The organism is Nocardioides coralli (assembly GCF_019880385.1).
In the GTDB taxonomy this organism is placed as follows: domain Bacteria; phylum Actinomycetota; class Actinomycetes; order Propionibacteriales; family Nocardioidaceae; genus Nocardioides; species Nocardioides coralli.
Genome location: NZ_CP082273.1, coordinates 1,344,267 through 1,360,929, shown reverse-complemented (window position 1 = coordinate 1,360,929; position 16,663 = coordinate 1,344,267). Strand labels below are relative to the sequence as shown.

Annotated in this window: 14 protein-coding genes and 1 tRNA gene; 8 read left to right on the top strand and 7 right to left on the bottom strand. The window is 72.0% G+C overall.

Annotation, left to right across the window (positions count from 1 at the left end; genetic code table 11):
• Positions 1-17 precede the first annotated feature (17 nt).
• Positions 18-1,136 (bottom strand): Nif3-like dinuclear metal center hexameric protein, encoded by a 1,119-nt coding sequence (locus K6T13_RS06645; protein ID WP_222897716.1) that lies wholly within the window; start codon positions 1,134-1,136, stop codon positions 18-20.
• Between the two features lie 40 nt (positions 1,137-1,176).
• On the opposite strand from K6T13_RS06645, the gene K6T13_RS06640 reads away from it, so the two are divergent.
• Positions 1,177-1,611, top strand: coding sequence for a GNAT family N-acetyltransferase (locus tag K6T13_RS06640; RefSeq protein ID WP_222897715.1), 435 nt, complete (start codon positions 1,177-1,179; stop codon positions 1,609-1,611).
• On the opposite strand, the gene K6T13_RS06635 is transcribed toward K6T13_RS06640, so the two are convergent.
• From K6T13_RS06635 to K6T13_RS06615, 5 genes are all read right to left on the bottom strand, one after another.
• Positions 1,604-3,148, bottom strand: a complete 1,545-nt coding sequence (locus K6T13_RS06635; protein WP_222897714.1) for an AMP-binding protein — start codon at positions 3,146-3,148, stop codon at positions 1,604-1,606. The two genes, K6T13_RS06640 and K6T13_RS06635, sit on opposite strands and share 8 nt — an antisense overlap.
• Positions 3,149-3,258: 110 nt before the next feature.
• Positions 3,259-3,330: transfer RNA gene (locus tag K6T13_RS06630), tRNA-Val, on the bottom strand.
• 181 nt (positions 3,331-3,511) lie between these two features.
• A complete protein-coding gene (locus tag K6T13_RS06625) occupies positions 3,512-3,979 on the bottom strand; it encodes a peroxiredoxin (protein ID WP_222897713.1) in 468 nt (155 codons plus the stop codon).
• A 38-nt stretch (positions 3,980-4,017) separates the two neighbouring features.
• Positions 4,018-5,643 carry an AMP-binding protein gene (locus K6T13_RS06620; RefSeq protein WP_222897712.1) on the bottom strand — a complete coding sequence of 542 codons (1,626 nt, stop codon included), beginning with the start codon at positions 5,641-5,643 and terminating at the stop codon, positions 4,018-4,020.
• A 45-nt stretch (positions 5,644-5,688) separates the two neighbouring features.
• The gene (locus K6T13_RS06615) at positions 5,689-6,132 is read right to left on the bottom strand and encodes a DUF3052 domain-containing protein (RefSeq protein WP_222897711.1); all 444 of its coding nucleotides are present in this window, start codon (positions 6,130-6,132) and stop codon (positions 5,689-5,691) included.
• Between the two features lie 164 nt (positions 6,133-6,296).
• On the opposite strand from K6T13_RS06615, the gene aceE reads away from it, so the two are divergent.
• Positions 6,297-9,074: a pyruvate dehydrogenase (acetyl-transferring), homodimeric type gene (gene aceE / locus K6T13_RS06610; protein WP_222897710.1), complete on the top strand. Its 2,778-nt coding sequence runs from the start codon at positions 6,297-6,299 to the stop codon at positions 9,072-9,074.
• Between the two features lie 7 nt (positions 9,075-9,081).
• On the opposite strand, the gene K6T13_RS06605 is transcribed toward aceE, so the two are convergent.
• Positions 9,082-10,029 (bottom strand): alpha/beta fold hydrolase, encoded by a 948-nt coding sequence (locus K6T13_RS06605; RefSeq protein WP_222897709.1) that lies wholly within the window; start codon positions 10,027-10,029, stop codon positions 9,082-9,084.
• A 127-nt stretch (positions 10,030-10,156) separates the two neighbouring features.
• Here K6T13_RS06605 and K6T13_RS06600 point away from each other — a divergent pair, with 127 nt between their 5' ends.
• The 6 genes from K6T13_RS06600 to K6T13_RS06575 all read left to right on the top strand — a co-directional run bounded on the left by K6T13_RS06600 (position 10,157) and on the right by K6T13_RS06575 (position 16,632).
• On the top strand, positions 10,157-11,356 hold the full coding sequence (locus K6T13_RS06600; protein WP_249423971.1) for a PucR family transcriptional regulator: 1,200 nt from the start codon (positions 10,157-10,159) through the stop codon (positions 11,354-11,356).
• Between the two features lie 80 nt (positions 11,357-11,436).
• The gene (locus tag K6T13_RS06595) at positions 11,437-12,621 is read left to right on the top strand and encodes an acyltransferase domain-containing protein (protein ID WP_222897708.1); all 1,185 of its coding nucleotides are present in this window, start codon (positions 11,437-11,439) and stop codon (positions 12,619-12,621) included.
• A complete protein-coding gene (locus K6T13_RS06590; RefSeq protein ID WP_222897707.1) occupies positions 12,621-13,634 on the top strand; it encodes a beta-ketoacyl-ACP synthase III in 1,014 nt (337 codons plus the stop codon). Before K6T13_RS06595 ends, K6T13_RS06590 begins: the two co-directional genes overlap by 1 nt.
• Positions 13,635-13,677: 43 nt before the next feature.
• Positions 13,678-13,923 carry an acyl carrier protein gene (locus K6T13_RS06585; protein WP_222897706.1) on the top strand — a complete coding sequence of 82 codons (246 nt, stop codon included), beginning with the start codon at positions 13,678-13,680 and terminating at the stop codon, positions 13,921-13,923.
• 40 nt (positions 13,924-13,963) lie between these two features.
• Positions 13,964-15,196 carry a beta-ketoacyl-[acyl-carrier-protein] synthase family protein gene (locus K6T13_RS06580; RefSeq protein ID WP_222897705.1) on the top strand — a complete coding sequence of 411 codons (1,233 nt, stop codon included), beginning with the start codon at positions 13,964-13,966 and terminating at the stop codon, positions 15,194-15,196.
• The gene (locus K6T13_RS06575; RefSeq protein WP_222897704.1) at positions 15,196-16,632 is read left to right on the top strand and encodes an acyl-CoA carboxylase subunit beta; all 1,437 of its coding nucleotides are present in this window, start codon (positions 15,196-15,198) and stop codon (positions 16,630-16,632) included. Before K6T13_RS06580 ends, K6T13_RS06575 begins: the two co-directional genes overlap by 1 nt.
• The last annotated feature ends 31 nt before the right edge of the window (positions 16,633-16,663 follow it).

Here is a 16,663-nt window from a genome sequence, read left to right as displayed (position 1 = left end):
CTTTCAGCGTCTTGCTCCTAGATCCGGAACTGCCAGGGGTCGGTGTTGATGGTGCTCACGCGGGTCTCCACCGTATCGCCCAGCTCGTCGGCGAGCCGCGCCGAGACCACCGGCAGCCAGGTCCACTCCGCCGCCCAGTGCGCGACGTCGACGAGCGCCGGGCCGTCGTGCTCGCGGAACTCGGCCGCCGGGTGGTGGCGCAGGTCGCTGGTGACGTAGACGTCGGCGTCGGTGCCGCGGACCGCGTCGAGCAGGAAGTCACCGGCCCCGCCGCAGAGGGCCACCCGCCGCACGGGGCGGTCGGGGTCGCCGGCGACGCGTACGCCGGCGGCGGTCTGCGGCAGTGCCCGCGCAACGGTCGAGGCGAACTCGGCCAGCGTCGTCGGCTCGACCGTCCCGATGCGGCCGGTGCCGGTGGGGGCCTGCCCCGGGTCGGCGAGCTCGATCACGTCGTAGGCCGGCTCCTCGTAGGGGTGCGCCGCGAGCAGGGCCGCGACCACCTGCGTGCGCAGCCGGCGCGGCAGCACCACCTCGACCCGCTCCTCCTCGACGGTCTCGATCCTGCCGACCTCGCCGATCGCCGGGCTGGCGCCGTCGAGCGGCCGGAACCGGCCCTCGCCGAGCGAGGAGAACGAGGCGTGCTCGTAGTCGCCGATCCGGCCTGCCCCCGCCTCGGCCAGCGCGACGCGGAGCTGGTCGGCGTCGGCGCGCGGGACGAAGACGGTGAGCTTGTCGGTCGCGACCGTGGGCGCGGGCAGCAGCGGCTCGATCCCGGTCAGCCCGAGCGCGTGGGCCATCGCCTCGGAGACCCCCGAGACGGCCTGGTCGGCGTTGGTGTGGGCCGTCAGCAGGCCGCACCCGGCCCGCAGCAGCGTGGTGAGGGTGCGGCCCTTGGGCGTCACGGGCGCGATGCCGTGCACCGGCTTGAGGAAGAGCGGGTGGTGGACGACCAGCAGGTCGGCGCCCCAGTCCGCGGCTTCCTCGGCCACCGGGAGGGTCGGGTCGACCGCGAACAGCACCTTCGAGACCCCGGCTTCAGGGTCGCCCGACACCAGGCCGACCGCGTCCCACGAGTCGGCGGTCCCCGGCGGGTACCAGCCGTGCACCAGGTCGACGACGTCCTCGAGGCTCGGCATGGCGCGAGGCTACCGCCTGGCGCGGCGTAGCCTGCGCGGCGTGGAGCTGACCCTGGAGCCCGTGACCCGCGACAACTGGCGCGCCGTCGCCGACATCGCGCCGCGCGACGACCAGCGGCGGTTCGTGCCCGCCCTGGCAGCCCGCTACCTGTTGCTGGGGATCTACGGCGACACCTGGCACAACCTGGGCGCGTTCGAGGGCGACACCGCGGTCGGCCACGTGATGTGGGGGGTGGACGACGAGGACGGATCCTGCTGGATCGGCGGCCTCGTCGTCGATCGTGCCCACCAGGGGCGCGGCGTGGGCCGGCGGGTCGTCGAGCTCCTCCTCGAGCAGCTGCGCGAACAGGCGGGTGTGGTGCGGATGTCCTACCTGCCGGACAACACCGCCAGCCGCACCCTGTTCGCGAGTCTCGGCTTCGTCGACACCGACGAGTGGGACGACGACGAGCGGATCATGGAGCTGCTCAGTTGACCTGTCGGTCGTAGCCCTCCCAGTACTGCTGGCGCAGCTTGTACTTCTGCAGCTTTCCGGTCGCGGTCCGCGCCAGCACGTCGCGGAACTCCACCGACGTGGGCGCCTTGTAGCCCGCCAGCCGTTCCTTGCACCAGGCGATGATCTCGTCCTCGGTGACCTCGGCGTCCTCGGCGGTCACGACCAGAGCCTTGATCGTCTCGCCCCACTTTTCGCTCGGGACGCCGATGACCGCGACCTCGGCGACCGCGGGGTGGGAGAAGATCGTGTCCTCCACCTCGATCGAGGAGACGTTCTCGCCACCGGTGATGATCACGTCCTTCTTGCGGTCCTGGATCGTCACGTAGCCGTCGTCGCCGATCACTGCCCCGTCGCCGGTGTGGAACCAGCCGTCGGCCAGCGACCGCTCGCTCTCCTCCGGCTGCTCCCAGTAGCCCGCGAGCACCACGTTGGAGCGGGCCAGCAGCTCGCCGGTGCCCTCCCCGGACTCGTCGACCTGCAGGCGTACGCCGAGGGCCGGCGCCCCGGCCCGCACCAGCTTCTGCGCGCGCTCCTCCGCGGCGAGGTCGTCCCACTCCGACCGGGTGCGGTTGACGGTGAGCAGCGGCGAGGTCTCGGTCAGCCCGTAGATCTGGACGAACTCCCAGCCCAGCTCCTCCTCGACCCGGACCACGGTCTGCGTGGGCGGCGGGGCGCCGGCCATGATGATGCGCACCCGGTCGCGGCCGGGGATCTCGCCGTCCCAGTCCTGGGCCGCCTCCAGCACGGCTGCGGCCACGGCCGGGGCAGCGCACATCACGGTGACCCCGTGCTGCTCGACCCGGCGCAGGATCTCGGCACCGTCCACCTTGCGGAGGACGACCTGCGGCACCCCGAGGCCGGTCATGGTAAACGGCATCCCCCACCCGTTCGCGTGGAACATCGGGAGGGTGTGGAGGTAGACGTCGCGGTCGCTCACGCCGGTGTGCAGACCGAACGTGACGGCGTTGACCCAGATGTTGCGGTGGGTGATCTGGACGCCCTTGGGCCGCGCGGTCGTGCCGGAGGTGTAGTTGATGCACGCGGTGGCGTTCTCGTCGGGCTCCCAGGGCTTGGGCTCGGCGCCCTCGGGTGCTAAGAAGTGGTCGTCCTCCCCCAGCACGAACCGGTGCTCCGCGTCGACCGAGGACAGCGCCTCGTCGAGCTCGGGGTCGACGTAGAGGACCCGGGCGCCGGAGTGCTCCACGATGTAGCGCACCTCGTCGGGCTTGAGCCGGAAGTTCACCGGCACCAGCACCCGGCCGTGGCCGGCGACGCCGAAGAACGACGTCAGCAGCCGGGCACTGTTCTGCGAGACCACGGCGACCCTGTCGCCGACCCCGATGCCGAGCTCGTCGAGATGGGCCGCCTGGCGGCGCGCGAGCCGGTCGAGGTCGCGGTAGGTGAGCTCGCCCAGCGATGCGGCGGGCTGGTCCGGCTCGTCGATGACGCCGACGCGGTCGCCGTAGACCGTGCGCGCGCGGTCGAGGAAGTCGGAGATGCTGAACGGGACGATCATGGGAACCTCCGTGTGCCGAGAGGTCCCCACCCTAGGCGCGCCCGCGTTGGCCGTGGGTTGGCCGCGGGCCGGCGGCGTACGTCGACCGGCTGGACGGCCGGGGTCCGGGGTGCGTCGGGACGGGATCGAACCGCCGACCGCTCGGGTGTAAACCGAGTGCTCTACCGCTGAGCTACCGACGCCGGGGAGGACAGCGGGCCACACCCTACGGGGTCGGGGGGCGACCGGAAGAAATCATCCGGACATGAGTCGAGCCGCTGGCGTCTCGGGTCACCAGCGGCTCGAACAACTACGAGTGTAGACGCCGGGACAAGGTGCTGTCGCGGGTTGCCGCAAAATTCTCCCGCCGGTGGACCGCGAGGCCTAGACCACGACGGCGTGGAGCTGGCGGAGGTGCTCGTCGAGGTCGCGCTTGTCGGGTCCCTCGTTGTGCACCGACCACCGCAGCAGGCCGTCGCGGTCCACGACGTAGGAGGAGCGCGTGGGGCAGCCCCGGTGCTCCTCGAAGACGCCGTAGGTGCGCGACACCTCGCCGTGCGGCCAGAAGTCGGACAGGAGCGGGAAGTTCAGGCCGTCCTGGTCGGCGAAGGTGCGCAGCGAGTAGACCGGGTCGCAGGAGATGGCGAGCACCTCGCTGTCGAAGGTCATGAACTCGGCCAGCCGAGCGCGGATGTCGGCCATCTCCCCGGTGCAGACACCGGAGAAGGCGAAGGGGAAGAAGACGAGGGCCACGGCCTTGCGGCCGCGGAAGGAGGAGAGCGTGACGTCCTGGCCGAACTGGTCGCGGAGGGTGAAGTCAGGCGCTGGGCCACCGAGGGGGATGCCGGTCATGGTGGGCCCATCCTCGCACCCGGCCGGGAGACCCGGACTCAGGACCCCGACGGCTCGTGGTCGGCCAGCTCGCGCTTGAGCACCTTGCCGGTCGCGTTGCGGGGCAGCTCCGGGAGGAAGACGACCTCGCGGGGCACCTTGTAGCGGGCCAGGTTGGCCTTCACGTGCTCCTTGAGGGCGTCCTCGCTCACCTCGGAGCCCTCCCGCACCACCACGAAGGCCCGCAGCCGCTTGCCGTAGTCGTCGTCGTCCACGCCGACAGCCGCGGCGTCGGCGACCGCCTCGTGCCCGACCAGGCAGTCCTCGACCTCCTTGGGGAAGACGTTCTCCCCGCCGGAGACGATCATCTCGTCGTCGCGTCCGTCGACGTAGAGCCGTCCGTCCTCCCCGATCCGGCCGACGTCGCCGGTCGACATGAGGCCGTCGATCATGTCCTTGGAGCCGCCGCCGGTGTAGCCCTCGAACAGCATGCTGTTGCCGACGAAGATCCGGCCGGTCTCGCCGTCGGGGAGCGGGCGGCCGTCCTCGTCGAAGATCCGGACCACCGTGGCGTGCGGGGGCCGGCCGGCCGAGGACGGCGCCTCGCGGAGGTCCACGGGCGTCGCGATGCTGGCGTAGGCGACCTCGGTGGAGCCGTAGATGTTGTAGAGGTGGTCACCGAAGTGGTCCATCCAGCTCAGCGCCAGGTTGCCGGGCAGTGCCGAACCGGAGGCGGCCACGACCTTGACGTGCGCGAGGTCGTACTCCCGCAGCGTGTCCTCGGGCAGGCCCAGGATCCGCTGCAGCATCACCGGGATCACCACCAGCGAGTCGCAGCGCTCGTCCTGGGTGGCGCGCAGCGCCTCCTCGGGGTCGAACTTGCGGCGCAGCACCACGGTGGAGCCCAGCAGCATCCCGAGGGCGAGGTGGGCGAACCCCCACGTGTGGAACAGCGGTGCCGCGATGTGGGTGCGCCAGCCGTGGCGCAGGGGCAGCCGCGACATCAGGGACACGGCGGCGTCGATCCCGGCCTCGTTGCGGGGGGCACCCTTCGGCGTACCGGTCGTGCCGGAGGTCAGGATCACGATCCTGGCGTGCCGTGACGGCGGGTCGAGGTCACCGCCGTCGTGGTCGGCGAGCAGCTGCTCGAGCGTCGTCTCCCCGGTGCCGGAGCCGGTGTCGGAGTCGGAGTCGGTCCACCCCAGCACCCGGTGCTCGACGTCGACACCCTCGAGCAGGCCGGTGAACTCCTCGTCGTGGACGACCACGCGGGGCGCCTCGCGCTCGAGCACGTCGGCGAGCTGCGGCCCCGCGAAGGCCGTGTTGAGGTAGAGGATGTCGGCGCCGAGCCGGGCGATGCCCACGGTGGCGTCGACGAACCCCCGGTGGTTGCGGCACATCACCGCGACCGAGTCGCCCTCGCCCACCCCCAGCTCCGCCAGCCCACGGGCCACGGCGTTGCCGCGGCGGTGGATCTCGTCGAAGGTGAGCTCACCGAGCTCGTCGACCAGACCGACCCGGTCGGGATCGGTCAGCGCAAGGGTGGCGAACCCGCCGGCGGGACCGGTGCCCCACTGCTTGAGGATGCGACCCAGCCCGGCGAGCTTGCGCGGGCCCAGCGGGCGTACGACGCCGGAGCCGCCCAGCACGCGGAGCGTCACGGCGGCGTTGGTGAGCAGCTGCATGTGTGGTCAGAACGTCCCGGCCGCGGTTGCGTTACGCCCCGGCCCTCACGCCCGGGTCTTGGGGGTCACCAGACGGGTGGCCGACCAGTCCTTGCTGACCGCGGCCGTCGTCGTCTGCGACAGCCCGGCGATCGGCGCGGCCTCGGCGATGTCGGCGGGGTCGACGGCGTTGGGCCGACCCACCTTCGGGGTGAGCAGCCAGATCGCGCCGCCCCCGACCAGGTCGGTCAGGGAGTCGACGAGCCCGTCGACGAGGTCGCCGTCCTCCTCGCGCCACCACAGCACGACGGCGTCGACCACGTTGCCGTAGTCGCCGTCGACCATGTCGGCGTCGATCGCGTCCTCGATGGCGATCCGCAGCTCGTCGTCGGTGTCGGAGTCCCAGCCGAGCTCCTGGACGACCATGCCCTTGCTGAGACCGAGCCGGTGGGCCGGTCCGTCGGCCGGGGCCCCCGTCTGCGGGGCATCACTGCCCGCGGTCGAGCTCACTGGTTCCAACTCCGATCTGACAGGTGCACGGATCTGCGCGACGGCGTCGCGTGGTGAGTAGTCCAGCGGAGTTGCGGCAGCGGCGCAACCCGTTCCGGAAACCGGGCGTGGCCGGTACCGACGGGTAGATTTCACGCCGTGGCGTCGCATGCAACGATGAGCGGGTGAGCAGCGACGACAGCACCGCCCGGTCCGAGGCCTCGCAGCCCCACGCGTCCGTGATCCACGAGGGACTCCCGACGCAGCTCCCGGACATCGACCCCGAGGAGACCGCCGAGTGGCTGGCCTCCTTCGACGGCCTCGTCGACGAGCGCGGCCGTGGGCGAGCGCGCTACCTGATGCTGCGGCTGCTCGAGCGGGCCCGCGAGAAGCAGGTCGGCGTGCCCGCCCTGCGCAGCACCGACTACATCAACTCGATCCCGCCCGAGCGTGAGCCGTGGTTCCCCGGCGACGAGGACATCGAGCGCCGGATCCGGGCCTTCATCCGCTGGAACGCCGCCGTCATGGTCTCCAGCGCCAACCGCAAGGGCCTCGAGGTCGGCGGCCACATCGCGACGTACCAGTCGGCGGCCAGCCTCTACGAGGTCGGCTTCAACCACTTCTTCCGCGGCAAGGACCACCCCGGCGGCGGCGACCAGATCTACATCCAGGGCCACGGCTCCCCCGGCATCTACGCCCGCGCCTTCCTCGAGGGCCGGCTCACCGAGGACCAGCTCTACGCCTTCCGCCAGGAGGTCCAGCACGGCCCCGGGCGCGGCCTGCCGTCCTACCCCCACCCCCGGCTGATGCCGGACTTCTGGGAGTTCCCCACGGTCTCGATGGGGCTGACGGCGCTCAACGCGATCTACCAGGCCCGTTTCAACCGCTACCTGCACAACCGCGGCATCAAGGACACCTCGGACCAGCGGGTGTGGGCGTTCCTCGGCGACGGGGAGATGGGTGAGCCGGAGTCGCTCGGCGCGATCGGCCTCGCCGCCCGTGAGGAGCTCGACAACCTCGTCTTCGTCGTCAACTGCAACCTGCAGCAGCTCGACGGTCCGGTGCGCGGCAACGGCAAGATCATCCAGGAGCTCGAGGCGCAGTTCCGCGGTGCCGGCTGGAACGTCGTCAAGGTGGTCTGGGGCCGCGAGTGGGACGAGCTGCTCGCCCGCGACGTCGACGGCGTCCTGGTCAACCGGATGAACAACACCCCTGACGGGCAGTTCCAGACCTACTCCGTCGAGACCGGCGACTACATCCGCGACCACTTCTTCGGCACCGACTCGCGACTCCGGGCGATGGTCGAGCACATGTCCGACGACCAGATCCGCAAGCTCCCGCGGGGTGGCCACGACTACCGCAAGGTCTTCGCGGCCTTCGACGCCGCCACCAAGCACGCCGGACAGCCGACGGTGATCCTCGCCAAGACCATCAAGGGCTGGACGATCGAGGCGCTGGAGGGCCGCAACGCGACCCACCAGATGAAGAAGCTGACCATCGACGACCTCAAGCTCTTCCGCGACCGGCTCTACCTCCCGCTCAGTGACCGCGACCTCGACGAGAGCTACGAGCGGACCGGGGCGGCGCCGTTCTTCCACCCGGGCGAGGACGCCCCCGAGATCCGCTACATGCTCGAACGGCGCGCCACTCTCGGCGGCTCGCTGCCCCGGCGGGTCGACCGGTCGAGCCCGCTGAAGCTGCCGGGTGACGCGGTCTACGCCGAGCTCAAGCAGGGCTCGGGCAAGAACGCCGTGGCGACGACCATGGCGGTCGTGCGGCTGCTCAAGGACTGGATGAAGGACCCCGAGATCGGTGAGCGGATCGTGCCGATCGCGCCCGACGAGTACCGCACCTTCGGCATGGACTCGATGTTCCCGGGGGCGAAGGTCTACAACCCGGGCGGCCAGCAGTACGAGTCGGTGGACCGGAAGTTGTTGCTTGCCTACAAGGAGTCCGCGCAGGGCCAGATGCTCCACGAGGGCATCTCCGAGGCCGGCTCCATGGCCTCGGCGACCGCGGCCGGCTCGTCGTACTCCACCCACGGCGAGCCGATGATTCCCTTCTACATCTTCTACTCGATGTTCGGCTTCCAGCGGACCGGCGACTCGATCTGGGCGATGGCCGACCAGCTGGCACGGGGCTTCCTCATCGGCGCCACGGCCGGGCGGACCACGCTGACCGGTGAGGGCCTCCAGCACGCCGACGGCCACTCGCCGCTGCTGGCCACCACCAACCCGGCCGTCGTCCACTACGACCCGGCGTTCGCCTACGAGGTCAGCCACATCATGCGCTCGGGCCTGGAGCGGATGTACGGCTCGGACCCCGAGGACGTGATCTTCTACCTCACCGTCTACAACGAGCCGGTGAAGCAGCCAGCGGAGCCCGACGACGTCGACGTCGACGGCATCCTGCGGGGCCTCCACAAGGTCTCGACCGGTGACGGCGACGGGCCACGGGTGCAGCTGCTCGCCTCCGGCGTCGGCTACCCGTGGGCCGAGGAGGCTGCCCGGCTGCTCCGGGAGGAGTGGGGCGTGGTCGCCGACACCTGGTCGGTGACCTCCTGGAACGAGCTGGCCCGCGACGCCGTGGCCGCCGAGGAGTGGAGCCTGCTCAACCCCGACGAGGAGCAGCGCACCCCCTACGTCACCGACAAGCTCCGCGACGCCGGCGGGCCGGTGCTGGCCGTGTCGGACTACATGTCCGCCGTGCCCCTGCAGATTGCGCGCTGGGTCCCCGCCGACTACCGGGTGCTGGGAGCCGACGGCTTCGGCTTCGCCGACACCCGTCCCGCGGCGCGCCGCTACTTCCACATCGACGCGCAGTCGGTCGTGGTCAAGGCGCTGCAGGCGCTCGCCGACGCCGGCGAGGTGCCGCGCGAGAAGGTGGCCGAGGCGTTCGCGAAGTACCGCATCGACGACCCGACCGCGGTCGCGGGTGTCAAGCAGGAGGGCGGCGACGCCTGAGCGTGGTTCAGGCGGGCGTGATGCTGGTGACGCTGGCCTTGCGCTCGATCCGCTGACCCGCGCGCAGCAGCGTCCGGAACCGGCCCCGGTTGTAGGTCGCCGGCGGTGTGGACCGGATGAACTCGTGCACCACCTTGGCGAAGCGCTGCGGGTGGTCGCGGTGGGGGAAGTGGCCCGCGTTGGGCAGCACCTCGACCCGCGCCTCGGGAGCCAGGCGTGAGGCCAGGGCGGCGTGGCTCACGGGGATGACCTGGTCGTCCTCGCCCCAGATCACCGCCATCGGCATCTCCTGGGTCAGGTAGGCGCGGTCGGCCATGGTGACCACCTGCCCCCGCCAGTCGACGACCGCCTTGACCACGTGGCGGATGGCGTGCCGCGCCGCCGGGTCCTTGAAGGAGTCGTAGATCTCGGCGACCTCGTCGAGGTCACGGGTGTACTTCGAGGGCAGCCGGGAGAGGTTGCGGAGCCCGATCATGCCGGCGTGGCGCACGCCGGGCAGCGTCAGCACCCTCATCGCAGGGTGGAACCCGGGCGTGGTGATCGCGCGGATCAACGGCGTCACCTCCGGTCCCAACCCTCCGGAGGCGACCAGGATCAGCCGCTCGGTGCGCTCGGGGTACTGGTAGGCGAACTGCATCGCCACGCCGCCGCCGAAGCTGTGGCCGACCACCGTGACCCGGTCGATGCCGAGCACCGTGAGCAGGTCGCGCATGCCGTTGGCATAGCCGCCGACGCTGTAGTCGGCGCGCGGCTTGTCGGACAGCCCGTGGCCGAGCAGGTCCGGGGCGATGACGGTGTAGCGGCGGGCGAGCGCCTCGATCACCGGTTCCCAGGTGGTGTGGTCGCACCCGAGGCCGTGGAGCAGCAGCACCACCGGGCCCTTCCCGGTCCGGACGAACGCGCGCCGGTGACCGTGGACGGTGAGGTACTCGACCTCGTACCGGGACTGTGCCACGTGTGCCGCCTCCCTGGGGGTTGTTGCGGAGTCAATCAGACATGTCCACTGTTGGGGACCGCGAAACCCCTGATTCACGGGACCTTGATCGTTTCGTGACGATCGCACGCTCCACTAGCCTCGACCCGTGTCCGCCCAACCCGCCTCCACGGGGCCCCGTCGCGACCGCGCTGCCTCGGCACTGCTGCGGGCCACGGGTTCCCTGAGCACCGCCGCCACCGCGCGGATGGAGTCGGACCTGCCGTGGTTCCGCGAGCTGCCGGCCGAGCACCGGTCGTGGGTGGGGCTGATCGTGCAGGCGGGCATCAAGGGCTTCGTCGACTGGTACTCCCACACCGGCGAGCCCGTGCCGGCCGGGAGCGACCTCGCCGCCGCGGTCTTCGGTGCTGCTCCGCGGGCCCTGACCGGGGTGATCTCGCTGCAGCAGACCGTCGAGCTGGTGAAGCTCTCGCTCACGGTGGTGGAGCACAACATCGACGACATCATCGACCCGGTCGACGCCCCCGACGTGCACGCCGCCGTCCTGCGCTACGCCCGCGAGGTGGCCTTCGCGACCGCCGAGGTCTACGCGCGGGCCGCCGAGCTGCGCGGGGCCTGGGACGCGCGGCTGGAGGCCCTCGTGGTCGACTCGGTGCTCCGCGGCGAGGCCGACGAGGCGGTGATGTCGCGCGCGAGCGCACTCGGCTGGTCGGCCCACGGCGACGTGGCCGTCGTGCTCGGCCGGGCCCCCGCCCGGCGTACCGAGACCGACGTCTTCGCCGAGGTACGCCGGGTGGCCCGCGCCGCCGGCATGGACGCGCTGTGCGCCACGCAGGGTGAGCGGCTGGTGGTCGTGCTGGGCGGGGTGTCCGACGCCTCACGGGCGGCGGGGTCGGTGGCCGACCTCTTCGGCGAGGGTCCCGTCGTGGTCGGCCCGGTCACCGACGGCCTCGAGCACGCCCACGTCTCCGCCCGCGCGGGGATGTCGGCCTACCGCGCGGCCGGCGGCTGGCCCGACGCACCCCGCCCCGTCCGCAGTGACGAGCTGCTGCCGGAGCGGGTGCTGGCGGGCGACGGCCACGCTCGCCGCCACCTGGTCGACGAGGTCTACGTCCCGCTGCTCCACGCCCGCAGTGCACTGATCGAGACACTCAGCGCCTACCTCGCCAACGGGTCCGCGCTGGAGGCCACCGGCCGCGCGCTGTTCGTCCACCCCAACACGGTCCGCTACCGGCTCAAGCAGGTCACCGAGCTGACCCACCTCGACCCCGGAGACCCGCGCGACGCCTTCGCGCTGCGCATCGCGCTGGTCCTGGGCCGGCAATCCGGACGCAACGACACCTTGTAGGAACCCTACAAAGAACCGGCCACCGGATTCGTGGGCGCCGAAGGCGCGACCGGAGCCCTCGTCCCGGCAGAGTTGGTGTCGTGCTCGTGATCGTCGCGCCCGGGCAGGGCGCCCAGACCCCCGGCTTCCTCACCCCCTGGCTCGAGGACGCGACGTTCGCGTCCCGCATGGAGTGGCTCTCCACGGTCGCGGGCCTCGACCTCGTGCACTACGGCACGGAGGCCGACGCCGAGACCATCCGCGACACCCAGGTGGCCCAGCCGCTGCTGGTCGCCACGGGTCTGGTGGCGGCGCTGGAGCTCTTCCCGCACCCCGCCGACGCGTTCTCCCTCATCGGCGCCGTGGCCGGCCACAGCGTCGGCGAGCTCACCGCGGCCGCGGGCGCCCGGGTGATCACCGCGGAGCAGGCGATGGTCCTGGTGCGCGAGCGCGGCAGGGCGATGGCCGAGGCCGCCGCGGTCACCCCGACCGGCATGACCGCCGTGCTCGGCGGCGACCGCGACGAGGTGCTGGCCGCACTCGAACGCCATGGCCTGACGCCGGCCAACGACAACGGCCCCGGCCAGATCGTCGCCGCCGGCACGGAGGCCCAGCTGGCCGCGCTGGCCGACGACGCCCCCGCCAAGGCCCGCCTGATCCCGCTGAGCGTCGCCGGCGCCTTCCACACCGAGCACATGGCCCCGGCCGTCGGCCACCTGTCCCACCTGGCCCGCTCCGTGTCGGTCCACGACCCCCGCACGCCGGTCATCTCCAACCGCGACGGCCAGGTCGTCCACGACGGCCGCGACGTCCTGGCCCGCATCGTCGGCCAGATCGCCAACCCCGTCCGATGGGACCTCTGCATGGAGACCATGGCCGACGCCGGGGTCACCGGCATCCTCGAGATGCCCCCCGCCGGGACCCTCACCGGCATCGCCAAGCGGGCGCTCAAGGGGGTCGAGACGTTCGCCCTCAAGACGCCCGACCAGCTCGACGACGCCCGCGCCTTCGTGCAGAAGCACGGTGAGGCCTCCCCCATCGACACCACGCCGACCTGGCGCATGGTCGTCTCGCCGGCCAAGGGCACCTTCCACCGCGCCGAGGACGTGGCCGACGCCGAGATGCTGCCGCCCGGCACCACCATCGGCGACGTCGCCAGCCTGCGCGACACGACCGACATCGTCGCCGCCCACGGCGGACAGGTCGTGGAGTGGCTCGTCGAGGACGGCGACCTGGTCTCACCGGGGCAACCGCTGCTCCGGCTCCACCCGGAGGGAGCTGCCTGATGGCCGCGATCAGTCCTGCCACCGGTGCGCCGCACGCGACGATCCTCGGGATCGGCGCCTACCGCCCCTCCCGCGTCGTGCCCAACTCCGCCGTCATCGAGGCGATCGACTCCAGTGACGAGTGGATCCAGCAGCGCTCCGGCATCAAGCAGCGGCGCTGGGCCGCGCCCGACGAGACCGTCCAGGTCATGTCGGTCGGCGCCGCGCGCGAGGCCATCGAGCAGGCCGGGATCGCCCCGGCGCAGATCGACTGCGTCGTCGTCGCCACCGTCACCCACCTGCTGCAGACACCGGCCATCGCCACCGCGATCGCCCACGAGCTCGGCACCGAGAACGCCGCCGCCTTCGACATCTCCGCGGCGTGCGCCGGGTTCTGCCACGGCGTCTCCCTGGCCGCCGACATGGTCCGCGGCGGCAGCGCCGGTCACGTGCTGGTCATCGGGGTCGAGCGCCTGAGCGACATCACCGACCTCCACGACCGCGGCACCGCGTTCATCTTCGCCGACGGTGCGGGTGCCGCCGTGGTCGGACCCAGCGAGACCCCCGGCATCGGCCCGGTGGTGTGGGGCTCCGACGGCGAGCAGTTCGACCTGATCCGGCAGAAGGAGGACTGGCGCGACGTCGTCGGCACCCCGGCCGTGCCGGGCAGCGGCGTGATGCCCCACCTGGTGATGCTGGGCAATCCGGTGTTCCGCTGGGCGAGCTTCGCGATGGCCAAGGTCGGCCAGCAGGCACTCGACCGGGCGGGGATCGCCGTGGAGGACCTCGACCTCTTCGTCCCCCACCAGGCCAACATGCGGATCATCGACGCGATGGCCCGCTCCATGAAGCTGCCCGAGTCGGTGCGGATCGCCCGCGACATCGCCGAGCAGGGCAACACCTCGGCGGCGTCCATCCCGCTCGCCCTGCACCGGATGGTCGAGGAGGGCGAGGCCCAGAGCGGCGACGTCGCCCTGCTCATCGCCTTCGGCGCCGGCCTGGCCTACGCCGCACAGGTCGTCACAGTTCCCTAGCACCACCCCGCAACCACCCCCACAGAGGAGAGGACACAGACACATGCCCACCACCGAAGACATCCGCGCGGACCTGGCCGAGATCGTCAACGAGGTCGCCGGAGTCGACACCGAGGACGTGCAGCTCGACAAGTCGTTCGTGGACGACCTCGACGTCGACTCGCTGTCCATGGTCGAGGTCGTCGTGGCGGCCGAGGAGAAGTTCGGCGTGACCATCCCCGACGACGAGGTCAAGAACCTCAAGACCGTCGGCGACGCCGTCGCCTACATCGAGCGCGCCCAGGGCTGACCCACCGGTCGGCCCACCCCACCACACCCCGAGGAGTCGCATGTCTGCCACGCGCGTCGTCGTCACCGGCCTGGGCGCCACCTCGCCCGTCGGTGGCGACGTGCCCACCACCTGGTCGGCCCTGCTCGCAGGGCAGTCCGGGGTCGCCACCCTCGACCACGACTGGGCCGAGCAGCTGGGCGCCCGGATCGCGGCCGAGGTCGCGGTCGAGCCCAGCGAGGTCCTCGACCGCGTCAAGGCACGCCGTCTCGACCGTTCGGCACAGTTCGCCATGATCGCGGCCGACGAGGCGTGGCGGGACTCCGGTCTCGCCGATGCCGACCTCGAGCCCGAGCGGCTCGGGGTGGCGATGGCCTCCGGGATCGGTGGGGTCCTGACCCTGCTCACCAACTACGACGCGCTGAAGGAGAAGGGCCCGCGCCGGGTCTCGCCGCTGGCGATCCCGATGCTCATGCCCAACTCCCCCGCCGCCAACGTGGGGCTGGCGCTCGGCGCGAAGGCCGGTGTCCACACGCCGGTGTCCGCGTGCGCCTCCGGCAACGAGGCGATCTCGCTCGGCATCGACATGATCCGGCTCGGCCGTGCCGACGTCGTGGTGTGCGGGGGAACCGAGGCGGCGGTGCACGCGCTGCCGATCGCGGCGTTCGGCCAGATGATGGCCCTCTCCAAGCGCAACGACGACCCCGAGGCCGCCTCGCGGCCCTGGGACAAGGGTCGCGACGGCTTCGTGCTCGGCGAGGGCTCGGCAGCGGTCGTGCTCGAGTCCGCGGCGCACGCCGAGGCACGAGGCGCCCGGGTCTACGCCGAAGCGGCGGGAGCCGGCATCACCGCCGACTCCCACGACATCGCCCAGCCGGACCCGGCCGGGCAGGGTGCCGCCCGAGCGATGGCCCGAGCCCTGGAGGACTCTGACCTGGCGCCGTCCGACGTGCTCCACATCAACGCCCACGCCACCTCGACCCCGCAGGGCGACGTGGCGGAGGCGGGCGCCATCCGCGCGGTGCTCGGCGACTCGCCCGCGGCGATCCTCACCAGCACCAAGTCGATGACGGGACACCTCCTCGGCGCCGCCGGCGCCCTGGAGTCGGTGGCGACGATCCTCGCGGTCCACCACCGCACGGTCCCGCCGACCATCAACCTCGACGACCCCGAGGACGTCGGGCTCGACCTGGCCGACAAGCGGCGCGACCTGCCCGCCGGCGACGTGGCGGCCCTCAACAACTCCTTCGGGTTCGGCGGCCACAACGTGGCGCTCGCCTTCCGGAGCGCCTGATGACGACCAGCCAGGCCCCGGCGAAGCCGGCGAAGCTCCCCCGTGAGGAGGACCCCCGCAACCCGGTCCACCGGTTGCGGGCGCTGCTCGACGACGGGACCATGGAGCTGATCACGCCCGACGACGACTCCGGCATGCTCGCGGCGGTCGGGTACGTCGACGGGACCCGGGTCGTGGCCTTCTGCTCCGACGCCACCGTCATGGGCGGAGCGATGGGTGACGTCGGCTGCCGGGTGGTCGTGGACGCCTACCACCGCGCGATGACCGACGGCGTCCCGATCATCGGCCTCTGGCACTCCGGCGGCGCCCGGCTCGCCGAGGGTGTGCTGTCGCTGCACGCCGTCGGCCGGATCTTCCACATCATGACCCAGGCCTCCGGCCGGATCCCCCAGGTCTCGGTCGTGCTCGGCCCCGCAGCCGGCGGTGCCGCCTACGGGCCCGCACTCACCGACGTGGTCATCCTCGGCCCCGACGGCCGGATCTTCGTCACCGGACCCGACGTGGTCCGGTCGGTCACCGGCGAGGACGTCGACATGCTGCGTCTCGGGGGTCCCGAGCCCCACGGCCGCCGGTCCGGTGTGGTCCACATCCTCACCGAGTCCGAGCAGGAGGCCCTGCAGCGGGCGCGCACCGTCGCCACCCTGCTCGGCTCCCAGGGGAGCCTCGACACCGCCGGCGTCGAGGACCGCGACCTCGCCGACCTGCTGCCGGAGTCCAAGAAGCGCGCCTACGACGTCCACCCGCTGGTCGAGTCGCTGCTCGACGAGGGCACCATGCAGGAGCTCCACGCCCGCTGGGCGCCCAACATCGTGACCGCCCTCGGCCGCTTCGGCGGCCGCACGGTCGGCGTGGTGGCCAACAACCCGCTGCGCCTCGGTGGCTGCCTCGACTCCCTCTCGGCGGAGAAGGCCTCCCGCTTCGTGCGCATGTGCGACGCCTTCGGCGTGCCACTCGTCGTCGTGGTCGACGTGCCGGGCTACCTCCCGGGCGTGGGCCAGGAGTGGGACGGCGTGGTCCGTCGCGGCGCCAAGCTGCTCCACGCCTTCGGCGAGTGCGTGGTCCCGCGCGTGACCCTGGTGACGCGGAAGACCTACGGCGGTGCCTACATCGCCATGAACGCACGCTCGCTCGGGGCGACCCGGGTGCTGGCGTGGCCCGGCGCCGAGGTCGCCGTGATGGGAGCGGTCGCCGCCATCCGCATCCTCCACCGCCGCAAGCTCGCCGAGGTCTCCCCCGACGTGCGCCCGCAGATCGAGGCCGAGCTCGCGACGGAGCACGAGCGGATCGCCGGCGGCGTCGACCGTGCTGTGGAGATCGGTGTCGTGGACGAGGTCGTGGAGCCCACCCGCACCCGGTCAGCGATCGCCCAGGCGATCGACGACGCGGTCCAGAGCGTCGGCGTACGCCGCGGGGCGCACGGCAACATCCCCCTCTAGACCCAGCGTCTCGTAACGAGAGCGGGCCCCA

What these genes read in the sequence shown, in the direction of transcription:
- K6T13_RS06645 (WP_222897716.1), bottom strand. Translation starts at nt 1,136, where the DNA reads ATGCCGAGCCTCGAGGACGTCGTCGACCTGGTGCACGGCTGGTACCCG.
- K6T13_RS06635 (WP_222897714.1), bottom strand. Translation starts at nt 3,148, where the DNA reads ATGATCGTCCCGTTCAGCATCTCCGACTTCCTCGACCGCGCGCGCACG.
- K6T13_RS06625 (WP_222897713.1), bottom strand. Translation starts at nt 3,979, where the DNA reads ATGACCGGCATCCCCCTCGGTGGCCCAGCGCCTGACTTCACCCTCCGC.
- K6T13_RS06620 (WP_222897712.1), bottom strand. Translation starts at nt 5,643, where the DNA reads ATGCAGCTGCTCACCAACGCCGCCGTGACGCTCCGCGTGCTGGGCGGC.
- K6T13_RS06590 (WP_222897707.1), top strand. Translation starts at nt 12,621, where the DNA reads ATGGCCGCGATCAGTCCTGCCACCGGTGCGCCGCACGCGACGATCCTC.
- K6T13_RS06585 (WP_222897706.1), top strand. Translation starts at nt 13,678, where the DNA reads ATGCCCACCACCGAAGACATCCGCGCGGACCTGGCCGAGATCGTCAAC.
- K6T13_RS06580 (WP_222897705.1), top strand. Translation starts at nt 13,964, where the DNA reads ATGTCTGCCACGCGCGTCGTCGTCACCGGCCTGGGCGCCACCTCGCCC.
- K6T13_RS06575 (WP_222897704.1), top strand. Translation starts at nt 15,196, where the DNA reads ATGACGACCAGCCAGGCCCCGGCGAAGCCGGCGAAGCTCCCCCGTGAG.